Origin of the sequence: Gordonia sp. SL306, from assembly GCF_026625785.1 — a bacterium.
Classification (GTDB): Bacteria; Actinomycetota; Actinomycetes; order Mycobacteriales; family Mycobacteriaceae; genus Gordonia.
The window spans coordinates 576,301-596,476 of the sequence record NZ_CP113063.1; the positions used below are offsets into that span (position 1 = coordinate 576,301).

Below are 20,176 nucleotides of genomic sequence, written 5' to 3' on the forward strand. Positions count from 1 at the left end.
TCAGGCGTATTCGCGCTGTGATCGCTCGACACGCTTGCGGGCCAGGATCAGGTATCCGACGAAGGCGATGACGAAACCGACGAACGCCCCGATGTCACCGAGCTCCGGCACGGCGCGGACGACGTATCCGACGAAGCGCTCCTGATTGCAGAACAACAGCAGCGATGTCACCAAGCCGATCGCGAACGCGGCGACGCCACCCCAGTTGGTGTAGCGGGTGTCGTACAGCAGGGCGAGCGACGGCCGTTCCCGCCGGAGCAGCCGATCGGCGAAGACCACGCCGAGCCACGGGCCGATCCAATAGGCGACCAGCAGCAGGAACGCCTCATAGGACGCGGCGGCGTCGGCCAGCGCCCACCAGGCGACCAGGAAGCCGACGATGCCGAAGAACACCGTCACCAAGGCCCGCTGGATCCCGACCGGCAGCCGGAAGCCCATCGTCACGAAAGCCATTGCGCCCGAGTAGACGTTGATGGCATTCGCCGCGACGGCGCCGACGGCGATCGCCAGCAGCGTGAGATCGGCGACGACGCTCGGGAGGTTCGCCGTGAACGCCTCCGTCGGATTGTCGGAGGAGGGTGCGCCGATGGTCACCGACGCCGCTCCGACAACCATCAAGAACGTGCACGAGATGTACAGGCCCGCAGACGCGAACAGTCCGGTCTGCAGCTTGGACACGGTGGGCGGCAGGTACCGCGTGTAGTCGGCGGCATAGGGCGTCCAGCCCGCCGTGTAGCCGAAGGCCGCGCCGACGGTCAGCAGGAAGCCACCGAGCGAGAACCCGCCGTCGGCGGAGGCGGCCGAGACGTCGGACTTGCTGAAGATGATCACCGCACCGATCAGGAAGACCACGGCCAGCACCGGGGCGGCCACCCGCTCGAATCGCTGCACGAGATTGTGGCCGAAGAAGGCGAACGCGGTCTGGGCGATCACGATGATCACCAGACCGAGCAGCGGCGTGAATCCGAAGAGTGTCGACAGCGCGAAGGCACCGCTCACGCTGTTGGTGGCGAACCAGCCGACACCGCACATGATCGCCATGAACGTCGCGGGCAGGACGTTGCCGCGATGGCCGAATGCGAGGCGACCCAGCACCATCTGAGGCACCCCGTGCAACGGCCCCTCCGCCGACAACAGGAAGTGGGCAACCGCGCCGAGAAGGTTGCCGATCGCCATCGCCGCGACGGCCTGCCAGAACGACAGGCCGAAGTACAGCACGGAGATGACGCCGACGAAGATCGTCGCGAACTCGAGATTGGGCGCGGTCCAGGTCCAGAACAGCCCGCGCGGCGAACCGTGCCGCGCATCGAGCGGGATCGGCTCGTTGCCGCCCGGCTCGACGGCGAGAACCTTCTTGCCATAGCCGGCCTGTGGTGCGACGGCAGCCGCGTCGGGGTGTTCAGGGGGTGCGCCGAGGGTCATGGCGCAACTCTGCTGCCCCGGACTGACGTCGGCAACTGACGGACTGTCCGCTGCCGACGCCACGAGACGACACAGATCGACGCCCCCGAACCTCGACTACTTGATGTCGATCATTCCGTCGAAGACGAACGGGGTCATCGCCGGTCGGCAACCGTCGAACGACGACGTCGCCATCGGGCCCATGATGCCCACGTGGCTCGGGGCACCCGACGCCCCCTTGCGCACGGTGATCTGGACGGCGGCCGCACCACGGGCCGCGGCAGGCAGGATGTCGGGGGTGGTCGCGGTGATCGGATAGATCAACGACGCCGTGTTCCCTGCGGTGTAGAGGCAGGTGATGGGTCCGCGGACCTGGATCGGCGTGGGATTCGTCCCGTCCAGCACGGTTGCCCGATAGGTGCCCATCGTCTTCCCGTCCGCGGTGCGGGCGCCGATCGCCTCGATCCTCAGCAGGTGCACACCCGGGGCGATCGCCATGTCACCCGACACGACGAGTGCAGCGGGTTTCTCGGCGGTCATGGGCGCGGCGGACACCGCCGGTGCGGTCACCAACGCGGTCGCGCCGAGAACGGCAGACGCCGCGGCGACCAGGGCTCGACGAATTGTCGGATGACTCATCATTCCTCCTCGTGGAGTTGAGACCCGACCTGGGATCGAGGCTAATCCGCGGAACCGGCCGCGGCGACACCCCGCTCTCAGCGCAATTTCAGCTTGACCCGACCGTCGCCCGACGAGCTTCGAGGTGCGCCCTCTCGGCGGGATCGGTGGTCAGGGCGATCGCCTTGTCGAAGGCCGCGGTCGAGGCGTCATCGCGACCGAGCCGGTCCAGCAGATGCGCTCGCGTGACCCACGCCGGCTGGAACCGATCGGCGTCGGCCACACCGTCGAGCCGGCCCAGAGCGGCTGCGGCGCCGTCGGTCTCGGCCACCACCGCCACGAGCGCCACCGCGCCCGCCAATGTCGGCGAGAGCGTCTGCAACGCCTCGTGGAGTCGGCGCAGGGTGAGCCAATCGGGAGCTGCATCCGGCCGGCGGGCGCAGTGGACGGCACCGATGGCGGCCTCGAGCTGAAATCGACCGATCCGGCCGAGACCGTGTGCGGTGCGCAGGTGAGCGTGCGCGCGAGCGATGAGATCGGCGTCCCAACGCCCCGGATTCTGTTCGGCCAGCGGCACGAACCGCCCGTCGTCATCGGTCCGGGCGGGTAGTCGGGCGCTCGACAGCTCCATCAGCGCGACGAGGCCGTGCGCCTCGGCGCTTGTGGAGGCGACCTCGGCCACCACCTCGCCGAGTCCGAGGAGCAGGGCCTGACGCTCGTGCGCCAGGGCAGGCCATTCGATGGTGTACGCGGCGTAGATCGCCTCGAGGACAGGTGCGAGGCGGTCGGCGAACTCGTCCACCGGGGGAACCTCGAACGGCAACCCGAGGTCGCCGATGCGTCGTTTGGCGCGTACGAGGCGGGCCGCCATCGTGGTACCGGGAATCGCGAACGCGTGGCCGATCCGGTTGGCCGGGTAGCCGAGGACTGTGTTGAGCATCAGCGGCGCGTGCACTGCCGCGCTGATCTCGGGGTGAGCACACACCAGGAGCAACTCGAGGCGCCGATCCCGGAACGGTGACACCCGCCCGTCCGGGCCGTCGGCACCGCCCGGCGCCGAATCGAGTGACGCCGCGTCGAGGGGAACCGAGGTCCTTACCGCAGCCGAACGCCACCGGTCGCGTTGACGATTGCGGGCGACCGTCAGGAGCCAACCATCCGGATCGCGTGGCACGCCGTCGGCCGGCCACCGGGTCAGGGCCCGTTCGAATGCGTCACCGAGCGCGTCTTCGGCTCCCGCGAGGTCGTGTGTGGCTGCGGCCAACAACGCGAGAAGGCGACCATAGGAATCCCGTGCCGCCCCCTCGGCGTGCGCCCGCGCCTCGGCGATCGCACTCGCCGAGGGCGGGGCGCCGTCAGTCCGACCAGACACCGTCGACACAGGAGAGGACGGACCGCCTGACCTCCACGACCGCGTATTGCGTGGCGGGCATCTTCTCGGTCCAGGCCAGCGCGGCGTCGTGATCAGGGACGTCGATGACGAACACGCCGGCGAGCGCCTCCCTGGTCTCGGCGAACGGCCCCTGCTGCACCCGGAGGTCCCCCTCGCGCCTGGTCACCGTCTGCGTGGCGGAGGGCGAGGCGAGGATCTCGGCCGCCACCAGCACGCCGGCCGCGTACAACGCGTCGGTGTAGGCGCGGATCAACGACTTCATCTCGTCGACGGCCTCGGCGGTGACCTCACCCGGAGCGGGCTCGGCGTTGTTGATCAGCAATGCGTAGCGCATGGTGTCCTCCTTGTCTCAGTGTGGCCCGTTGTCGGTGCCACATCAGGAGGACGAACGAGATGCGCTGAAATCGACACCCCCTACCAGCGGTAGTCGAGGAACTTGCCGTCGAACGTGATCACCACCCGATCCCCGTCCGGATCGGCACGCCGGGCGAAATCGACCTTGAAGTTGATCGCGCTCATGATCCCGTCGCCGAACTCTTCGTGGATCAGCTCCTTGAGTGCCGGTCCGTAGACGGCGAGCGCCTCGTGGAAGCGATAGATGGTCGGGTCGGTCGCGACCGATTCGTCGGCGATCCGGGTCGGCTGGCGCACCAGACTCTCGATCACTCCCTCGCCGAGCCCGAGGAGTTCGCAGACGATGGTCGCCTTGTCCACCGGCACCGGATGCTGCCCGAGGAGTGCGGCCACCGTCCAGACGACCGGGGCGTCGATTCGCTCGGCGATGTCGGACCAGGACAGTCCCTGACGGATGCGGGCGGCGACGATCAGTTCTGCGGCATCGGTCTTCGGCATGATCGGAGTGGTCATCGGAGCTCCTCGACGATTCGGATGGACCGCTCTACCTTGACCACATCGCTTCCGGGGTGTCCACCGGAACCGGCGAGGGGCGTCCCCCACGCCCGTGACCGGATCAGTGCGACAGGACAGCCTTCAAGAAGCTCTTCGTGCGATCTTCCTGCGGATCGGTGAAGATGGCCTCGGGCGAACCCGCCTCCACGATCTTGCCCGCGTCGAAGACCAGGACCCGATCGGCCACGTCGCGGGCGAACCCCATCTCGTGAGTGACGATCAGCATGGTGATGTCGGTGGTCTCCGCGATCGCACGGAGAACGCCGAGGACATCGGCCACGAGTTCCGGGTCGAGCGCGGAGGTCACCTCGTCGAGGAGCAGGATGTCGGGGTCCATCGCCAGTGCACGCGCAATTGCGACGCGCTGCTGCTGTCCGCCGGAGAGCGTGGTCGGGTGGGCGTCTTCCTTGTCCTGCAGGCCAACCGTTTTCAACAGCTCGCGGGCCCGGGAAGTGGCCTCTCCCTTGCTCTTTCCGAGCACGTGTATCGGCGCCTCGGTGATGTTCTGCAGCACGGTCATGTTCGGGAACAGGTTGAACTGCTGAAAGACCATGCCGATCTTCGACCGGGCCGCCCGCTGATGCTTCGGCGTCGCCTTCACCAGCTTGTCGCCCTTGTACTGATGCGTGAGCGGCTCGCCCTCGACCCAGATCACCCCGTCATTGCACGGTTCGAGCGTCATCAGGAGACGCAGGATCGTCGTCTTGCCCGACCCGCTCGGGCCGATCAAAGCGACGCGCTCACCGCGCTGCACCGTGAAGTCGAGATGATCGAGCACGACGTGATCACCGAACTTCTTGACCACCTGGTCGAACACCACCATCGACCCATCGGCTGCCGGCCGCGGCCCGGTCGTCGCGAGTGATGGTTGCTCGTCAGTAGGCAAGGGACTTCTCCACTTTTCGGATGAGGATCGATGTCGGGTAGCTCGCGACCAGGAATATCACCCCGGCGATCGTGATGGGTTCCAGATACTGAAAGGTGCGCGCACCGTACTGCTGCGCCGCGGTGACCATCTCGACCACCGTGATGGCGAACAGGAACGGGGTGTCCTTGAACATGGAGATCGCATAGTTGCCCAGCGCCGGCGTGGTGCTGCGTATCGCCTGTGGGAGGATGACGGCTCGCCAGGTCCTCGCCATGGGAAGGGACAACGCATGCGCTGCCTCCCACTGGCCCTTCGGCACCCCGTCGATGCCGGCGCGGTACACCTCGGCCATGTACGTCGAGTAATGGATTCCGAGCACCGTGATGCCGATCTGCAGAGCCGAGAATTGCGGGAGCAGGTAATAGGCAAACAGCAGTTGCACCACGAGGGGCGTCAGCCGGATGAACTCGCTGATCATGCGCACCGGTACCGTGACCAATCTCGGCCCGGCGCGTCGCACGATCGCGATCGCCAACCCCAGGACAGCCGCAATGAGGAATCCCAGAACTGTTGCCAGCAGGGTGATCTTGAACCCCTCCAAGAGGACCGGAAGACAATCTGCTGCGCGTTGCCAACTCCAGGTGACGTTCATCGGCCGACTCCCACGGACTCGGAGATCTTCTCAGGACGTAGGCTCAGTACTTCGCGCATCGACGGCCCCACCCCCAGTCGCGACTTGGCGCGGACTTCCAACAGGTTCATGACGAGGGTCAGCACGTAGGCGATGCAGAAATACAACACGAGGCCGACCCCGAAAGAGAAGATGGTGTCGCCCGTTCCTCGACGCAACTGCTCGATCTGATAGGTCAGATCCTGAAGCAGGATGAAACTCGCAAGCGCACTCCCCTTGAGCAACTGGATCAGGAGATTCGTCAACGGCGGGATCATCTGCGCCCAGGCCTGCGGGAAGATGATCCGGTACAAGCGCTGCCACGACGAGAAGTTCAGGGCCACGGCGGCTTCCCGTTGCGGAGCGGGTACCGCCGCCAACGACCCCCGGACCACCTCGGCACCGTAGGCGCCGTAGTTGAGGCCCAATGCCAGTATTCCGCAGAACATCGGTTCGAGTTGGAACCCGAACAGCGGCAACACGTAAAACAACCAGAACAGCTGCACCAAGAGCGATGTGCCCCTGAAGAACTCGACGATCACGCGGGCGGTACCCCGGATAACGAGATGTCGTGACCCCGCTGCCACGCCCAGCACCAGGGCGAGCACAAACGCCAGCGCCGCGCCGCCGAGGGTCAGGTAGAGGGTGGTGAGAATGCCTTCCTGGATGCGCGGCCACGCATCCAGGAAGGCTTCGAAGTTGTCTCCCACAGTCGGCTACTCGACCATCCTCAGATGTTTCCCGCACACAGATCGGCCGTGGTCAGCTTCGGATCGGGCAGCTCCTTTTCGGTGAACCCGAACTTCCCGACGATCGAGAGGTACTTCTGCGGATCGGATGTGATCTTCTTGAGCTCGGCGTTGTAGGCATCGAGCAATTCCTTGTCGTTCGTGCGGAAGACGGTCCCGCCCGCCCCGACTTGGGGCTTCCCGTCGATGACGGCGACGAACGACGGCGTGACGTCGACCGGCGCTTCCGGGTTGTTGTTCTTCATCCAGTTGAGCGAGATACCGGTCAGCGCGAACACGTCGGCGCGCCCGGAGGTGACCGCATCCATCCCATCCTGAGGGGTGGCCACCTGCATGCTCGAGATCCCCAGACTCTTCGCGTAGTCTGACTCGATCGCACCGGTCATCGTGGCGAGTCGAGCACCGCTGCTCGCCACCGACTGCATATCCGTCATGCCCTTCGGGTTGCCCTTGTTCACCATCAGGGCCGTGGTGTAGTTGAACTCGGGATCGCTGAACGCGGCCTGTTTGCAGCGCTCGGGGAGTATCGACATACCCGCACTGACCACGTCGAAGCGGTTGGCCTGCAGGCCTGGGATCAAGGCCCCGAAGTCCGCATTCACGCCTTTGACCTCATTGATCCCCAGGTTGTGGAATATTTCCCGGTGCAGCGCCACGGTCGCGCCGGTCAGCTGCCCGTTCTCCTCAAATGAATACGGCGCCTCACCGGCGAAACCCACAGTCACCGCGCCTTTTTCACGCAATGACTCCAAGAGGTTCGAATCACCACCCGAATCGGTGGACGAACATGCCGCGAGACTTGCCGCGACCAGTGCGCTGACAGCCAATATGGTTGCCGACCTACGCTTCACAGACTTTCTCAACACCGAGATTGTCATCGACTCAGCCTTCCGATCGCGACCGGAAAGACTCTGCCCGCGCGTCGCTGAAGAGCGATTTCACGGGTATACGCACTTCCGACCGACTTATTCACCTTGTTCGATTTCTTACGCTTGTGAAGCTAACACGAGAATGGCGCCGCTTCCGCGCCAAATCCCAGGACACGTTGGTGAAGATGATGTTCATGTCACGAAATCACTTCCCCGGCCCGCCGCCGGACGTAGGGTGTAGCGTTGCAGGCGTGACGGGACCCACATCCCAACGGCCGCAGACGATGAAACTGCAGAGCGTGACCAACCGCATCGTCCGCGCCCTACTGGCCACACCCGTGATCAGCCGCGCGATCGGCCGACGTCTGGTCACCGTGTACGTCGTCGGGCGAAAATCCGGCAGGCTCTACTCCGTGCCGGTCGCCTACGCATCCCACGACGAGAAGTTGTTGATCGGCACGCCGTTCGGGTGGGGCAAGAACTTGAGAACCGGTGAATCGGTGGAAATCCGGCTGCTGGGCCGACGGCGGTCGGCCGATGTCGAGGCGTTCACCGACGAGCCGAGCGTCGTCGAGCACTACGCCGTCATCTGCCGCGACAACAAGCAGTTCGCCTCGTTCAACAAGATCGGCATCGACGCCGACGGCACGCCGAATCCCGACGATCTGCACACCGCATTCACCGCCGGAGCGCGCTCCTTCCTGCTGACCCCGCGCTGAGCAGCGGGACACGCCGCATGAAGTCCATCCCCGGGCAGTCGAGCCCTGCCTCGGTGCCGGGGCTCGACCGCCGCCTCAGCGCCGCCATCGCTCTCACCGGTGTCGCCCTGATGGCCGTGGTGGTGGCGCTGTTCCTGATCACCCGAGGGATCGACGTCGTGATCGGACTCCTCGGCTTCGGCATCACCATCGCCGGTGCGTGGTGGGTCATCACGGAGCGGGGCGTACGTCGTCTCGGTGGGGCGATCGCGGTCGCCGTGGGCATGGCCGTCATCGCCACCGCATTGACGCAGGCGCTCGCCGATCCCGCAACGGTGGCGGTTCGACTGCTCACGGCCGGCGCGGTGTTGGCCGTGGCCACCGGGTGTGCACGGTACGCGCTGGCCCCGGATCTGCATGCACTCGATCGGACCAGGGAGACGAGACGCCCGACGAATCCGGTGCTGATCTGCAATCCCAAGTCGGGCGGCGGGAAGGTCGAGCAGTTCGGCATCGTCTCTGCCGCAAGGGATCTGGGAGTCGAAGTGATCGTACTCGGCCCGGACGACGATCTCGAGCAGCTCGCCCGGGACGCCGTGGCGCGCGGTGCCGACTGCCTCGGCATGGCGGGCGGCGACGGATCGCAGGCCCTGGTCGCGTCGGTTGCCGTCGAGCACGGACTGCCGTTCGTCTGCGTCAGCGCGGGCACCCGCAATCACTTCGCCCTCGATCTCGGGCTCGACCGCGACGACCCGAAGGCGGGTCTGATGGCATTCCGCGATGCCGTCGAACGGCGGGTCGACCATGCCACCGTCAATGGTCGTCTGTTCGTCAACAACGTCTCGCTGGGCGTCTATGCAACCGTCGTGCACGAGAGCTCGTATCGGGCGGAGAAAGCCCAGACGTTCGCCACGATGCTGCCCGATCTGCTGGGCCGCACCGCAGAGCCTTTCGACCTCCAGTTCACCTCCCCCACCGGCGACGAGGTCGACGGGTCGTTTGTCATCCTGGTGTCGAACAATCCCTATACCGCAACGGCTTCGCTGGACGCCGCGGCGCGGCGGGTGATGGACACGGGCCGGCTCGGGGTGATCGCGATCTCCACCTCGACCGGGGCCGAGGCCGCCCGACTTCTGACCAGATCCGCGCTCGGGCTGCGCAGGACCAGCCCCTTCTGGCACGAATTCGCGACCGAGGAGTTCGAGATCCGATCGCACGGCGGGCGGGCCTTCGTCGGCATCGACGGCGAAGCGCTGGAACTGACGACACCCTTGCGATTCCGCAGTCATCCGAGGGCGCTGCGTCTCCTGGTCCCCGCCGGCAACCGGGCCGCCGCGGCGCGGCGCCGCGCACGCGCCGTGGACCTGCGGTCGCTGGTCGATCTCGCGAGGGGGCGTGCCCCGCGGATGTGAGATCCCGGGGTCATGGGCATCTGATGACCGCGACCCACCGACAGGCTCACCACCACACGGTTGACAGCCAAACGAGCACCGCAGCGACAGCGACCAATGCGACGTTCAAGCCGATGAGCCGAGCCTCACCTCGGCGGAGATGCAGTGCGATGGCACCGATCTGGAGCAGCACGAGCGCGACTGCCGACACCGACGCGAGGACCGCGGCGATGCCCGTGGCGGGCGGCAGGATCAGCCCGAGCGCGCCGAGCACCTCGAGGACGCCGATGATCCGCACGAACCCCAGCGGCACGGTGTCGATCCATCCCATCATCGGCCGGAGCTGGTCCGGGGATCGCACCACCTTGATTCCGCCCGAGTAGAGATAGAACAGCGCAAGGATCGCGCCGACGATCCAGTAGGCAATGATCACGGGGATCCTCCTTGGTTACGATAAGTAAGCAACTGCATTGTCGATCAGAATCGGATGCCGTACAAAAGGCACACGCGTGTGCGTCACTGACAAGGAGCGGTCGATGGCCGACGACGAACGCCTCTGTTCGATCCGGGGCGACCTGGGTCAGGCCGTGCGTGGACTGCTCGACCGGATCGCCGACAAATGGGCACTGCTCATCATCGCGACCCTGCACGACCGCCAGTTGAGATTCACCGAGGTGCAGCGGCTGATTCCCGGCATCTCACAACGGATGCTGTCGCTGACCCTGCGAAAGCTGGAACGCGACGGTCTGGTCGCGCGTACGGCATATGCGGAGGTGCCGCCCCGCGTCGAGTACCGACTCACCGACCTCGCGGACTCGCTGCTCCCCCATGCGATTGCGCTGGCCAACTGGGCGGCCGAGCACAACGACACCATCGGCACGAATCGTCGCGAGTACGACGCGCGGCGCGACGAGGAGGCGGCATCGCGCCGGAGACGTCGCATGCCGTGACGGCCGGCATCCCCACTCCGGACCGCGGCCCTCACTCCCTCGAACTCGCCACCGACCTCTGCGGCGGCTTGCCGCGCAACGCCGACGCCACCGCCGCACAGATCGACAGGGCGATCGAGGCGGCGAAGACCACCACGAGGCCGTCGTGGAAGGGCCCCGAGAGCAGATCCGGGAAGAAGCTGTGCCCGGTCAGGTGATCACGTTGGGTGGCCGTGAGCGCGTCGAGCGTTCCCGTTCCCGCGAGCAGGTGATCGATCGGGTTGACGCCGAGCATGGCCGAGAACAGTGAGGACACCGGCGGCAGGTTCGCGACATCGGTCGCGACGCCCGGCGACACGCCCTGCTGTTGGAGCCCGGCCGACATCGCCTCGGGCAGGTTTGCCGAGAGCCCGACCACCATGAGCGAGAAGAACACTCCGATCGACAGCGCCGTGCCGGAGTTCTGGAACGTGGCGCGCATACCCGACGCGACACCGCGGTAGCGCGCAGGCACACTGCTCATGATCGACGAGGTGTTGGGCGCGGCGAACATCCCCGTGCCCACGCCGTTCAGCGCGATCAACAGGGCGAAAGCCCAGTACGAGAAGGTGATCGGCAGGAACAGCAGTCCGACGAAGCTCGATCCGAACAGCACCATGCCGACGGTCGAGAATCCGCGCGCGCCGAATCGGTCCGACATCGCACCGGTGAGCGGGCCGGACACGAAGAAACCCAGCGTCAACGGCAGCATGAAGATACCCGCCCACAGTGGGGTGTCGGCGTAGTCGTAGCCGTGCAGCGGCAACCAGATCCCCTGCAGCCAGATGATCAGGATGAACTGCAGGCCGCCCTGCGCCAGCGAGGCGCAGAGAGCTGCCCCGTTACCCGCCGCGAAGGCGCGGATCTTGAACAGGCCCAGCTCGATCATGGGTTCGGCCACGCGCTTCTCGATGACGAAGAACGCAACCAGCAGCACCACCCCGGACACCAACAATGCGACCGTCGTCGGGGCGGTCCAGCCCATCGTGTGCCCACCGTGGGGCTGCAGGCCGATCGTGATGGCGACGAGGACCGCGGACAATCCGATCGCGAACGTTGCGTTGCCCCACCAATCGATCCGGCCGGGATGCCGTTCTCCACTGTCACGGAGTTTGAGATAGGCCCACAAGGTGAAGAAGACGCCGACCGGGACATTCACCCAGAACACGGCACGCCAGTCCCAGGCCGCCAGCAGGCCACCGAGAACCAGCCCGCTGAGTTGACCCGCCAGCGCGGCAACCTGGTTGAGTCCCAGTGCGAAGCCACGACGATCGGCCGGGAAGGCGTCGGTGAGAATGGCCGCCGAGTTGCCCGTCAGCATCGACCCGCCCAGGGCCTGGAGGACGCGCCAGGCGATCAGCCAGGTCGCGGCCGCTGAGGCGTGAAAAGGGTCGAACGACAACAGGATCGACGCCACCGTGAACACCGCGAAGCCCGCGTTGTAGATCCGCACCCGGCCGAACATGTCACCCAGCCTGCCCAGCGTGGTGACCGCCACCGCCTGGACCAGGCGGTACCCCATGATCATCCAGAGCAAGTACCCGATATTCTCCGACGCAAGGGGATCCAGGCCGATACCCCGGAAGATCGCGGGCAGGGAGATGATCACGATCGACCCGTCGAGCGCCGACATGAACACCGCCGCAGTGGTGTTCGACAAGGCGACCCAGCGATAGCCGTCGTCGGGTGCCTCGGGCGTCGGTGACGTGGACTGCAGTGTGGACGTGGAGCTCACAGGGCGCCCCGCAGTCGGTCGAGGAGCGGTAACGCGTCGGACACGGCTGCGATCTCGGCAGCGGTCAGGGTCGCCGACATCGCCTCCGCGATCGACCGCGTGCTGTGGTTGCGACGATCTGTGAGCGCCTCCCCACCAGCAGCGGTCAGGCTCAGCAGGATGCGACGGCCATCGGTCGGGTCCGGCGTGCGCGCGATCAGCCCCCGCTCCTGCAATCCGGCGATGGTCACCCCCATCGACTGAGGGCTCACATGACCGTGCCGGGCCAGGTCCGCAGCCGAACACGAGCCGTCCCGGTCGAGCCGGGCGAGGACCGTCGTCTCCGGCACACTCGGGTCGTCGGGGCCACGGTGTTGGCGCAGCCGTCGCACCAGCGACCCGACGGTGATCCGCAGCTCGGACGCCACGTCGAGGACATCGGAATCGTCATCGATCATTTCATCAACCTAACTTGATCAGTTTGGACTGATCAAGTCGGACATAACGGGTTGCACACCCTCCGCACCTCATCGACCACCGCCGCAGAATCCGTCGAATCCGACACCGGCTCCGGCCAATTCGGATGAATCGGACAAATATCGTGGCGATCGGCGGGCTGACGAAGCCTGAGTGATCGAGTGCACATCCGGACGTCTAGATTGGGCCGCTGACGGTACACAATTCTGAGGGAGTCGGTGTGGAGACGAACGAAGACGTCGATGTCCGGGCATCCACGGAGCGCGACGAGGGCTACCAGCGCGGGCTGACCACCCGGACGGTCCAGATGATCGCGATCGGTGGCGCGATCGGCACCGGGCTCTTCTACGGTTCCGGCGGTGCGATCGAGAAGGCCGGACCGGCCCTCATCCTCGCCTACGCCCTGGCGGGCCTGGCGATCTTCATCGTCATGCGCGCCCTCGGCGAACTGCTGATCTACCGGCCGATCTCGGGCGGCATCAGCGAGTACGCCGACGAGTTCCTGGGCCGCTTCGCCGGCTTCAGCCAGGGGTGGACCTACTGGGCCGTGTGGACCACGACCTGCATGGCCGAGATCACCGTGGCAGGCAAGTACATCAACTACTGGTGGCCGTCCATCCCCGTCTGGGTGACCGCGCTGGTCGCGCTGGTGGTCCTCTTCGGCGCGAACCTGATCTCGGTCGGCATGTTCGGTCGCGCGGAGTTCTGGTTCTCGGCGATCAAGGTCACCGCGATCCTCGGCATGATCATCGTCGGCATCGGGGTGCTGCTGCCGATCGCGGGCCTGGGACCTGACACCGGCCCATCGGTGACGAACCTGTGGAGTGACGGCGGCTTCTTCGCGACCGGGTTCACCAATGCGTTGCTGAGTCTGCAGATCGTGATGTTCGCCTACGTGGGTGTGGAACTCGTCGGCGTGACCGCCGGTGAGGCGCAGAACCCGAGGGTCACCTTGCGCAAGGCCATCAACTCCGTGCCGTTCCGCATCGGCGTCTTCTATGTGGGCTCCCTCGTGGTGATCCTCTCGGTACGGAGCTGGCGCGACTTCCAGGAGGGCCAGAGCCCGTTCGTGTCGGTGTTCGAATACATCGGAATCCCCGGCGCGGCAGGCATCGTCAACTTCGTGCTGCTCACCGCCGCGCTGTCGTCGTGCAACTCCGGCATCTACTCCACCGGCCGGATGGTGCGCTCGCTGGCCCAGCGCGGTGATGCACCACGGCAACTCGCCCGGCTGTCCGGACGTCAGGTCCCCATCGGGGGAATCGTGCTCAGTGCCGTGGTGATGGTGGCCGGTGTCGTCGTGAACGTGATCGACCCCGATCACGCCTTCTCCTACATCACCTCGGTGTCAACGGTCGGCATCATCGTGGTGTGGGGAACGATCCTGGTGTGTCACATGGCCTATCGCAAGAAGGTGGCCCGCGGAGAGCTTCCGGCGTCGGACTATCGGGTGCCAGGCGCGCCGGTCACCACCTGGGCTGCGCTGGCCTTTCTCCTCATGGTGTTCGTCCTGTTGTTCTTCGACACCGACGGCCGCGTCGCGTTGATCGTCGGCGCGGTCTGGTTTGCCTGCGTGGGAATCGGCTACCTGGCGTGGTCGCGCGGTAGATCGCTGGTCGGAACGCGCTGACCGGCGTCCGGTAGGTCGGTCGTCTCCGGCCGACCCATCCGGTCGACTCCCCAGCTGCGTTCGGTGTAACCGATCACCCGTGCGACATCCTCGGCCGGAACATCTTCGGTCGCACCGTCTTCGAGCGGGTCGGCATGAAAGATGTACAACCGCGAGGCGAACTGTTCGAAGGGCAGCGATCCCTCGCCGGGTCGCTCACCGTTGCCGGCCGTGCCGACCACCACCGAGTCGCCCCAGTCCTGCCCGCTGTCGTTGTTCGGGTTGAAGAAATAGACGCGGATGACACCGTTCGGGTCCGCGGCGACACGCAGGATGGTGATCGCATGCCAGCCGACGTAGCGCGCGGCACTGTCGGTGAACGCGATCCCGGCGGGTTGCGGGTGGATCAGCGGCTGATTGCCGTTGTAGCCGGGGTGATACGCCGCGTAGAACTGCCGGATGAAATCGTCGAGGTCGATGATGTCGCCGGTCGCCACGTCGACGTTGATCCGGAAGCCCCGGGCCGACCACCAGCCGTGGAACTCCGGGTTCACCCAGCGATGCGGGTCACCGGGACGGTCGGCACAGCGACGGACCATCTCCGCGTAGATCCGATCGAGGTGCGGAACCACCAGGAGCGAAACAGGATCCAGATCGATCGGATCGGCCGTGGCGACCCCGCCGACGCTCTCCACCGACGAGACACGCTGCCCTTCGAAATGGGCGACGACCTCGTCGTCGCGGGCCGCCCAGGCCACCACCTGCAGCAGATAGTCGGGATCGTTGTAGGCCCACATCGACAACGCGCGGGCCGACTGACAGGTCGGATTGTCCCCCTGCCCGACACCCAGCGGCTGGCCGAGCATCGACAGCAGGCCGCCGATGAGCAGCGACTCGGGATCGACGGCGGGACCGAACGCTGACTGCAGACGGTCGGAGACCGTCGGCGAGAGCTTCAGTGCCAGTTGCCGCCACAGCGACGGGACCACCGGTGGCTGATGCAGGATTCCGCGGTCGAGCAGCAACGCGAGGCCGTACAGGCACTGCGCGTTCTGCGGATGCACGGTCCGGGTGATCAGCTCGAGCACCAGGTCGGTGTAGCGGAGCAGACAGTTGCGCCCCACCTCCGACAACCCGAGCGCTTCGGGGAGGAGAAAGACGTTGTCGTCCACCAGGAACCGGGCCAGCGCGGCGTGGTACGGGGAGACGAGGCCGGTGTCGTGCATGGCCCGCGCGAATCCGCGTGCCTCGAACTCGAGCCCTTCGGCGTCCATCGCCGACAACCGCGACAGATAGACGTCGATGCCCGGATCCTCCCGACAGGCCTCGGTCGGCCCGAAGAGCGCGGTGGTCAGCCGGTCGAGACCCTGCGCGGACGTCCCGAGGTCGACGTCGGGATCGTTGCGATGGATCGCGATCCGCGTGACCATCGCCTTCACGTGATCGACCTGGATGGGTCGCTGCCGGAGTATCCGCCAGATCTCCTCGACCAATTCGTCGAGCACGCTGTCGTAGCCGATCTGGTCGAGAACGTAGCCGAAGACCTCGCGGATCACCTTGGCGGCGCTCCCCTGTCGCACGCGCTCGGCCTCCGACGGCGGCGCGAGCAGCAGGTCGAGGTTCATCGCGAGGATCTGCGACAGGAAGCGTCGGGCGTCGTCAGCGGTCATGTCGGCATGGTCGTAGTCGCCCATCGCGATCGCGACCATCCGCAACTCGCTCGTCGACTCCAGGATCACGGTGTCGGTGTGACCACTGCGCAGGCTGGGACCGGCGAGCGCCGGCACCAGGATGCTGGGTTGATCCCAGTCGGTCCCGGCAAAGACGCCCGCATTCTCCAGTGTCGCGGCGCGTTCGCGCACAGCTGCGCAGCCGCCCTCCTGGGTGAGCACGCGGCGCAGCGAGTCGAGTACTCGCCGCACTTTGCCGACCTTGGCGAAGTCCGGCGCGTCGAGCATCGCCGCGGTGGCGTGATCGAGTTGCTCGACCCGGGTTGCCAGCGCCCGGCCGGAGTCGGTGTGGTCCGAAGAAGGCACTAGCACCCTTTGCTGTCCTCACGGTCCGCGCAGGGCACGCCGTGGTGGCCCCGTGCAGATCTCATACGTAGAAGTCGAGCTCTTCTTGCTGTTTGAGCAGATCCCGCATCCGGTAGGGATCCTCCCCGAAGAAGTACAGCAGACCCCAGTGCGTCCCGAAAGCCGTGCGCTTGGTGACCGTCTCCTCGAGGGGTTCCGCGAGATCGTTGGTCTCGTAGTAGTCGTCGTCTGCGGTCACCTCGGGGATCTCCAGGTTGGAGACCACACGGCGACGTGGATACACGCCGAAACAACCCGCGACACCGCTCGCATCCACCACCTCGCGCGGGAAGAACGCGTCGATCTCCTCCTCGGTGGTCTTCGGATCGAAGGAGAGCACCAGGGCCTGGTAGGCGTTGAACCCGTATGCGCGTTCCAGCAGCTCGAACACCTTGAAGCCCGGCGGCCGGTAGGCGACCTCGCCGAAGTACATCTCGCCGTCGTTGGTGACGAAGTACTCCGGGTGCACGAAGCCGAAGTCGATCTCGAATGTCTTGATCAGCTTCTCGATCTGCGCGGTGATCGCCGGACGATACTTCTCGAGCTCCGGCGTGGCGGGCACGAACACCGAGTAGCCCAGCGTCACGTACTCCGAGATGTTGAGGAACTTGATCTTGCCGTTGTGGATCCAGGCCTCGACCGCGAACTCCCAGCCGTCCAGATGGGACTCCATCAGCACCGGGAACTCTTCCTCGGGGATCGTGTCGACCTCGTCGGGTGTTCGGATCACCCGATGTCCGAGGCATCCGGCCTTGTCGAACGCCTTGAGGTGAATCGGGTCGTTGGGGTCGCCGTCGAGCTTGAGCAGTGTCTGGTTCACGCGGCGGAGGAACCGGACCACGTCGTCGCGGTCGTGCGCCTCCTCGAAGATGCCGACGCGGATGCCGCCGAGTTGCGCGCGACGTTTCATCAGCGCCTTGTCGCGCAGCAGCATCGCCTGCCCGAACAGGCGCGGCTTGTTCATCAGGACGGAATTGATGGCGCCGGCCCACTCGACGGTCTCCTCGAACAGCGGGATCGCGACGTCGACACCCATGTCCTGCAGAGTCTCGGCGATCTCGAGGGACCGATCGTTCAGGCGTTCGAAATTCCACGGCACGTAGGGAATGTCGTGTTCAGAGCAATATTCTTGCGCCCAGTCGGGCGCAACGACCACATATCTGCGGTCGAATCGATCGAGGGCCTCGATGGCCCCGAGACTCCAACCGAGTAGTGCCACAAACCCCTTGTCAGGGTTTTTTGCTGTCTTCACAGGCTTGGTCATGCATGTCCTCTCGCTGTCGATCGTGCGCGATTCATGCTCTCTGGTCCTGCGCACAACCGTACATAGGCGCCCGACGACCGCTCGCGGTGCCGCCACGTCCGAGTTGCGACGACTCAATCCATGGTTCTCGATCATGAAGATGAATTGGGCTGTGCCTGTTCAGCGCTCACCCTTCTGCAATCGCAGGGTGCACTCGCGCGCACACCCGACCGTCCCACACTCATTGCACCGCCCGCCTAAGCTGGTGGTCGTGTTCGATGTGGAACGGGACCCGACCGCGGTCGAACTGGGTCTGTTCGTACCGCAGCCGCCTGCCACCGTCTGGCGCGCGCTCACCGAGCCGGCACTCATCGAACGCTGGCTGGCATCGACCATCGGGTTCGCGACGGAGGTCGGGACGACTTTCATCCTGGAGATCCCCGCCGACCCACCCGCAGAGGTGGCGTGTCAGGTACTGACAGTGGACCACGGGCGACGATTCACCCACAGCTACACGGATCTGCGCGGCAATCCGCCTGCGCGCTGGTTCGTCGACTGGTTACTCGAACCACAGGGCCGTGGAACCCGAGTGCTCCTGACTCACAGTGGTTTCGACCTCGACGACCGCCTGCAGAAGATGGCGCGCAACGCGATCGAACGAGGCTGGCGCAACCGGATGCTGCCGAGGCTCAGCGACGTCGTCGCCGACGTCGGACTCTGATCACGCACGGCTCGCGTTCACGCTCAGGCAGCGGATACGTCGCGCAGGAGACCCCGTAGCCGCTAGCCTTTTGCACAAGTCGTGGTGAGCCGTCCGGGAGGTCGAACAGCAATGAGGCATAACAGCATCCGAGCCGTAGTCGCCCGCCGCGCATCAGGCGTGACTCGATGAGCCTCGTCGCGGGACACGGACCCCTCAGTGGAAATCCGGCCGGCTGGTTCTCGGGTGCGCTTCCGGCGGATCTGGTGTTCGTCGAGCCACATCCGCGCCGCATCCAGGCGATCCGTGACGGACAGACGGTCCTCGACACCGAACGCGCGGTGATGGTGCACCGGCCCGGCCAGTTCCTCAGTTACGCGTTCCCGGCCGACGAGGTCGGCCACCTGCCCACCGAGCCCGAGCCGGAGGCACCGGGGTTTGTGCACGTGCCCTGGGACGCCGTAGACGAGTGGTACGAGGAAGGCCGCAAGCTCGTCTGGTACCCGCCGAACCCGTACCACCGGGTCGACTGCCGCCCGACCACCCGGGGTCTGCGCGTCGACGTCGCGGGTGTGACGCTCGTCGACACCACCGACACCGTCATCGTCTTCGAGACCGCGCTGGAACCGGTGCTCTATGTGGCACCTGCGCATGTGCGCACCGATCTGCTGCGCCGCGGAGATCTGACGACCTATTGCAACTACAAGGGCAACGCGACCTACTGGACCGCGGTCATCGGTGACACCGTGGTCGAGAACGTCGCCTGGAGCTATGAAGATGTACTGCCGGAGAGCACTGTCATCCGTGGACATCTCAGCTTCGACCCGGCCAAGGCCGATGTGCTCGCCGAGCTTCCGGCCCGTGCCCTGGGAGCTGCGGATTGCGGCTGCGAGATCTAGATCCCCTACAGCCTCGCGCGCGACTCCACTGCTGAATCGGATGTCCGCAGCGGACGGATGAGTCCATCCTGGACGAAGGACGCCAGGAGCGCACCCTCTTCGGTGTGCACCGTGCCGCGCACATAGGACATACCCGCGCCGACCTGCGTGCTCTCGTGGGAATAGAGGATCCATCCGCCCCACCGGACCGGCTCGTGAAAGCTGATCGCGATGGTCATCGGCGCGGTGGACACGGTGAGATGCGCTTGGCTGGTACCGATCCCGGCGTGCGCCCGCATCGTGGTCGAGATACCGAGATGACCGGTGAAATGCGCCAGCAGCGCCTTGGCCAGGTCGTCGCGTTGTGGGACCGGATCGTATTTCAACCAGGCGTACAACTCTGGCGGCCCCACCTCGTCCGGGCTGTTGACCTCTCGGACGTCGACCAGGCGCACATCGCGGCCTGGCAACGGCATTCGTGCGACAAAGGCCTCGTCGGGCGCGGCGACCATCGGGCGTGGGAGGTGGTGGGCGATCAGGTCTTCGGTCGGGACGTCGGCGAGGACGGTCACGGTGACGCATCGCTTCCCGTTCTGCGAGGCCGCGACGACGGCGGTCGCGACGGACCGCCCCTCGTGGACGACGTCGATGTCGAACTCCACCGCCGGACCGACCGTGACCGCCCGTGCGAACACGGCCTGCGCCGACCGTATCGACTTGTCCGGGAACCGCGTGGCGGCCGCCACGATCGCCTGCGCGAGCACCTGCGTGCCCTCCACGACGACGCGGCCTTCCTCCCCCTCGATCCCGGTCGCGCCGGTGAATCGGTCGGGGCCGTCGGGCTCGACGTCGAAGAGGTCGAGCAGCACGTCGAGCGACCAGGCAGTCTCGTCGGATTTCGTCGTCATGTCGGTTGCTTCTCCCGTTTCCGTGCCGGAGCTCACGT

21 protein-coding genes are annotated in these 20,176 nt (G+C 65.9%); 6 read left to right on the forward strand and 15 right to left on the reverse strand.

Annotated features, from left to right (window positions below; all coding sequences use genetic code 11):
- The 9 genes from OVA31_RS02750 to ehuB all read right to left on the reverse strand — a co-directional run bounded on the left by OVA31_RS02750 (window position 1) and on the right by ehuB (window position 7,486).
- The gene (locus OVA31_RS02750) at window positions 1–1,422 is read right to left on the reverse strand and encodes a purine-cytosine permease family protein (RefSeq protein WP_267629595.1); all 1,422 of its coding nucleotides are present in this window, start codon (window positions 1,420–1,422) and stop codon (window positions 1–3) included.
- Window positions 1,423–1,518: 96 nt separating this feature from the next.
- A complete protein-coding gene (locus tag OVA31_RS02755) occupies window positions 1,519–2,040 on the reverse strand; it encodes a hypothetical protein (RefSeq protein ID WP_267629596.1) in 522 nt (173 codons plus the stop codon).
- 88 nt (window positions 2,041–2,128) lie between these two features.
- Window positions 2,129–3,391: an RNA polymerase sigma factor gene (locus tag OVA31_RS02760; RefSeq protein WP_267629597.1), complete on the reverse strand. Its 1,263-nt coding sequence runs from the start codon at window positions 3,389–3,391 to the stop codon at window positions 2,129–2,131.
- Window positions 3,375–3,746 carry a YciI family protein gene (locus OVA31_RS02765; RefSeq protein ID WP_267629598.1) on the reverse strand — a complete coding sequence of 124 codons (372 nt, stop codon included), beginning with the start codon at window positions 3,744–3,746 and terminating at the stop codon, window positions 3,375–3,377. The genes OVA31_RS02760 and OVA31_RS02765 overlap by 17 nt, the downstream gene beginning before the upstream one ends.
- Before the next feature lie 80 nt (window positions 3,747–3,826).
- Complete coding sequence (gene cynS, locus OVA31_RS02770) at window positions 3,827–4,279, reverse strand: cyanase (protein WP_267629599.1); 453 nt, start codon at window positions 4,277–4,279, stop codon at window positions 3,827–3,829.
- A 103-nt stretch (window positions 4,280–4,382) separates the two neighbouring features.
- Complete coding sequence (gene ehuA, locus OVA31_RS02775) at window positions 4,383–5,144, reverse strand: ectoine/hydroxyectoine ABC transporter ATP-binding protein EhuA (RefSeq protein WP_267631380.1); 762 nt, start codon at window positions 5,142–5,144, stop codon at window positions 4,383–4,385.
- Between the two features lie 52 nt (window positions 5,145–5,196).
- Window positions 5,197–5,841 carry an ectoine/hydroxyectoine ABC transporter permease subunit EhuD gene (gene ehuD, locus OVA31_RS02780; RefSeq protein ID WP_267629600.1) on the reverse strand — a complete coding sequence of 215 codons (645 nt, stop codon included), beginning with the start codon at window positions 5,839–5,841 and terminating at the stop codon, window positions 5,197–5,199.
- On the reverse strand, window positions 5,838–6,569 hold the full coding sequence (gene ehuC / locus OVA31_RS02785; protein ID WP_267629601.1) for an ectoine/hydroxyectoine ABC transporter permease subunit EhuC: 732 nt from the start codon (window positions 6,567–6,569) through the stop codon (window positions 5,838–5,840). Before ehuC ends, ehuD begins: the two co-directional genes overlap by 4 nt.
- 20 nt (window positions 6,570–6,589) lie before the next feature.
- A complete protein-coding gene (gene ehuB / locus OVA31_RS02790; RefSeq protein ID WP_267629602.1) occupies window positions 6,590–7,486 on the reverse strand; it encodes an ectoine/hydroxyectoine ABC transporter substrate-binding protein EhuB in 897 nt (298 codons plus the stop codon).
- A gap of 242 nt (window positions 7,487–7,728) precedes the next feature.
- Between ehuB and OVA31_RS02795 the strand changes: the two genes are divergently transcribed.
- Together OVA31_RS02795 and OVA31_RS02800 are read left to right on the forward strand one after the other, a co-directional pair.
- Window positions 7,729–8,196, forward strand: a complete 468-nt coding sequence (locus tag OVA31_RS02795; RefSeq protein WP_267629603.1) for a hypothetical protein — start codon at window positions 7,729–7,731, stop codon at window positions 8,194–8,196.
- Window positions 8,197–8,213: 17 nt separating this feature from the next.
- Window positions 8,214–9,587: a diacylglycerol/lipid kinase family protein gene (locus OVA31_RS02800; protein ID WP_267629604.1), complete on the forward strand. Its 1,374-nt coding sequence runs from the start codon at window positions 8,214–8,216 to the stop codon at window positions 9,585–9,587.
- A gap of 46 nt (window positions 9,588–9,633) precedes the next feature.
- Here the strand turns inward: OVA31_RS02800 and OVA31_RS02805 are convergent, their stop codons facing one another.
- Window positions 9,634–9,999, reverse strand: coding sequence for a DoxX family protein (locus tag OVA31_RS02805; protein WP_267629605.1), 366 nt, complete (start codon window positions 9,997–9,999; stop codon window positions 9,634–9,636).
- Between the two features lie 103 nt (window positions 10,000–10,102).
- On the opposite strand from OVA31_RS02805, the gene OVA31_RS02810 reads away from it, so the two are divergent.
- On the forward strand, window positions 10,103–10,516 hold the full coding sequence (locus OVA31_RS02810) for a winged helix-turn-helix transcriptional regulator (RefSeq protein WP_267629606.1): 414 nt from the start codon (window positions 10,103–10,105) through the stop codon (window positions 10,514–10,516).
- A gap of 31 nt (window positions 10,517–10,547) precedes the next feature.
- On the opposite strand, the gene OVA31_RS02815 is transcribed toward OVA31_RS02810, so the two are convergent.
- Both OVA31_RS02815 and OVA31_RS02820 read right to left on the reverse strand, forming a co-directional pair.
- Window positions 10,548–12,269 carry an MFS transporter gene (locus OVA31_RS02815; protein WP_267629607.1) on the reverse strand — a complete coding sequence of 574 codons (1,722 nt, stop codon included), beginning with the start codon at window positions 12,267–12,269 and terminating at the stop codon, window positions 10,548–10,550.
- On the reverse strand, window positions 12,266–12,706 hold the full coding sequence (locus OVA31_RS02820) for a MarR family winged helix-turn-helix transcriptional regulator (RefSeq protein WP_267629608.1): 441 nt from the start codon (window positions 12,704–12,706) through the stop codon (window positions 12,266–12,268). Before OVA31_RS02820 ends, OVA31_RS02815 begins: the two co-directional genes overlap by 4 nt.
- A 239-nt stretch (window positions 12,707–12,945) precedes the next feature.
- On the opposite strand from OVA31_RS02820, the gene OVA31_RS02825 reads away from it, so the two are divergent.
- Window positions 12,946–14,355: an amino acid permease gene (locus tag OVA31_RS02825; protein WP_267629609.1), complete on the forward strand. Its 1,410-nt coding sequence runs from the start codon at window positions 12,946–12,948 to the stop codon at window positions 14,353–14,355.
- On the opposite strand, the gene OVA31_RS02830 is transcribed toward OVA31_RS02825, so the two are convergent.
- The gene (locus tag OVA31_RS02830) at window positions 14,310–16,292 is read right to left on the reverse strand and encodes a hypothetical protein (RefSeq protein ID WP_267631381.1); all 1,983 of its coding nucleotides are present in this window, start codon (window positions 16,290–16,292) and stop codon (window positions 14,310–14,312) included. The two genes, OVA31_RS02825 and OVA31_RS02830, sit on opposite strands and share 46 nt — an antisense overlap.
- 139 nt (window positions 16,293–16,431) lie before the next feature.
- The gene (locus OVA31_RS02835) at window positions 16,432–17,673 is read right to left on the reverse strand and encodes an ATP-grasp domain-containing protein (protein ID WP_267629610.1); all 1,242 of its coding nucleotides are present in this window, start codon (window positions 17,671–17,673) and stop codon (window positions 16,432–16,434) included.
- A gap of 250 nt (window positions 17,674–17,923) precedes the next feature.
- On the opposite strand from OVA31_RS02835, the gene OVA31_RS02840 reads away from it, so the two are divergent.
- Entirely contained in the window at window positions 17,924–18,373 is a 450-nt protein-coding gene (locus OVA31_RS02840) for an SRPBCC family protein (protein ID WP_267629611.1), read from the forward strand.
- A 167-nt stretch (window positions 18,374–18,540) separates the two neighbouring features.
- On the forward strand, window positions 18,541–19,251 hold the full coding sequence (locus tag OVA31_RS02845; protein WP_267629612.1) for a DUF427 domain-containing protein: 711 nt from the start codon (window positions 18,541–18,543) through the stop codon (window positions 19,249–19,251).
- 5 nt (window positions 19,252–19,256) lie between these two features.
- Here the strand turns inward: OVA31_RS02845 and OVA31_RS02850 are convergent, their stop codons facing one another.
- Entirely contained in the window at window positions 19,257–20,138 is an 882-nt protein-coding gene (locus OVA31_RS02850; protein WP_267629613.1) for an acyl-CoA thioesterase, read from the reverse strand.
- Between the last annotated feature and the right edge of the window lie 38 nt (window positions 20,139–20,176).

Bases quoted from the DNA above. Each gene is read 5' to 3' on its own strand.
- OVA31_RS02820 (WP_267629608.1), bottom strand. From the start codon at position 12,706: ATGATCGATGACGATTCCGATGTCCTCGACGTGGCGTCCGAGCTGCGG.
- ehuB (WP_267629602.1), bottom strand. From the start codon at position 7,486: ATGACAATCTCGGTGTTGAGAAAGTCTGTGAAGCGTAGGTCGGCAACC.
- OVA31_RS02830 (WP_267631381.1), bottom strand. From the start codon at position 16,292: ATGCTCGACGCGCCGGACTTCGCCAAGGTCGGCAAAGTGCGGCGAGTA.
- ehuD (WP_267629600.1), bottom strand. From the start codon at position 5,841: ATGAACGTCACCTGGAGTTGGCAACGCGCAGCAGATTGTCTTCCGGTC.
- OVA31_RS02835 (WP_267629610.1), bottom strand. From the start codon at position 17,673: ATGACCAAGCCTGTGAAGACAGCAAAAAACCCTGACAAGGGGTTTGTG.
- OVA31_RS02810 (WP_267629606.1), top strand. From the start codon at position 10,103: ATGGCCGACGACGAACGCCTCTGTTCGATCCGGGGCGACCTGGGTCAG.
- cynS (WP_267629599.1), bottom strand. From the start codon at position 4,279: ATGACCACTCCGATCATGCCGAAGACCGATGCCGCAGAACTGATCGTC.
- OVA31_RS02755 (WP_267629596.1), bottom strand. From the start codon at position 2,040: ATGAGTCATCCGACAATTCGTCGAGCCCTGGTCGCCGCGGCGTCTGCC.
- OVA31_RS02750 (WP_267629595.1), bottom strand. From the start codon at position 1,422: ATGACCCTCGGCGCACCCCCTGAACACCCCGACGCGGCTGCCGTCGCA.
- OVA31_RS02800 (WP_267629604.1), top strand. From the start codon at position 8,214: ATGAAGTCCATCCCCGGGCAGTCGAGCCCTGCCTCGGTGCCGGGGCTC.
- OVA31_RS02845 (WP_267629612.1), top strand. From the start codon at position 18,541: ATGAGCCTCGTCGCGGGACACGGACCCCTCAGTGGAAATCCGGCCGGC.
- ehuA (WP_267631380.1), bottom strand. From the start codon at position 5,144: ATGGTGGTGTTCGACCAGGTGGTCAAGAAGTTCGGTGATCACGTCGTG.
- OVA31_RS02850 (WP_267629613.1), bottom strand. From the start codon at position 20,138: ATGACGACGAAATCCGACGAGACTGCCTGGTCGCTCGACGTGCTGCTC.
- OVA31_RS02765 (WP_267629598.1), bottom strand. From the start codon at position 3,746: ATGCGCTACGCATTGCTGATCAACAACGCCGAGCCCGCTCCGGGTGAG.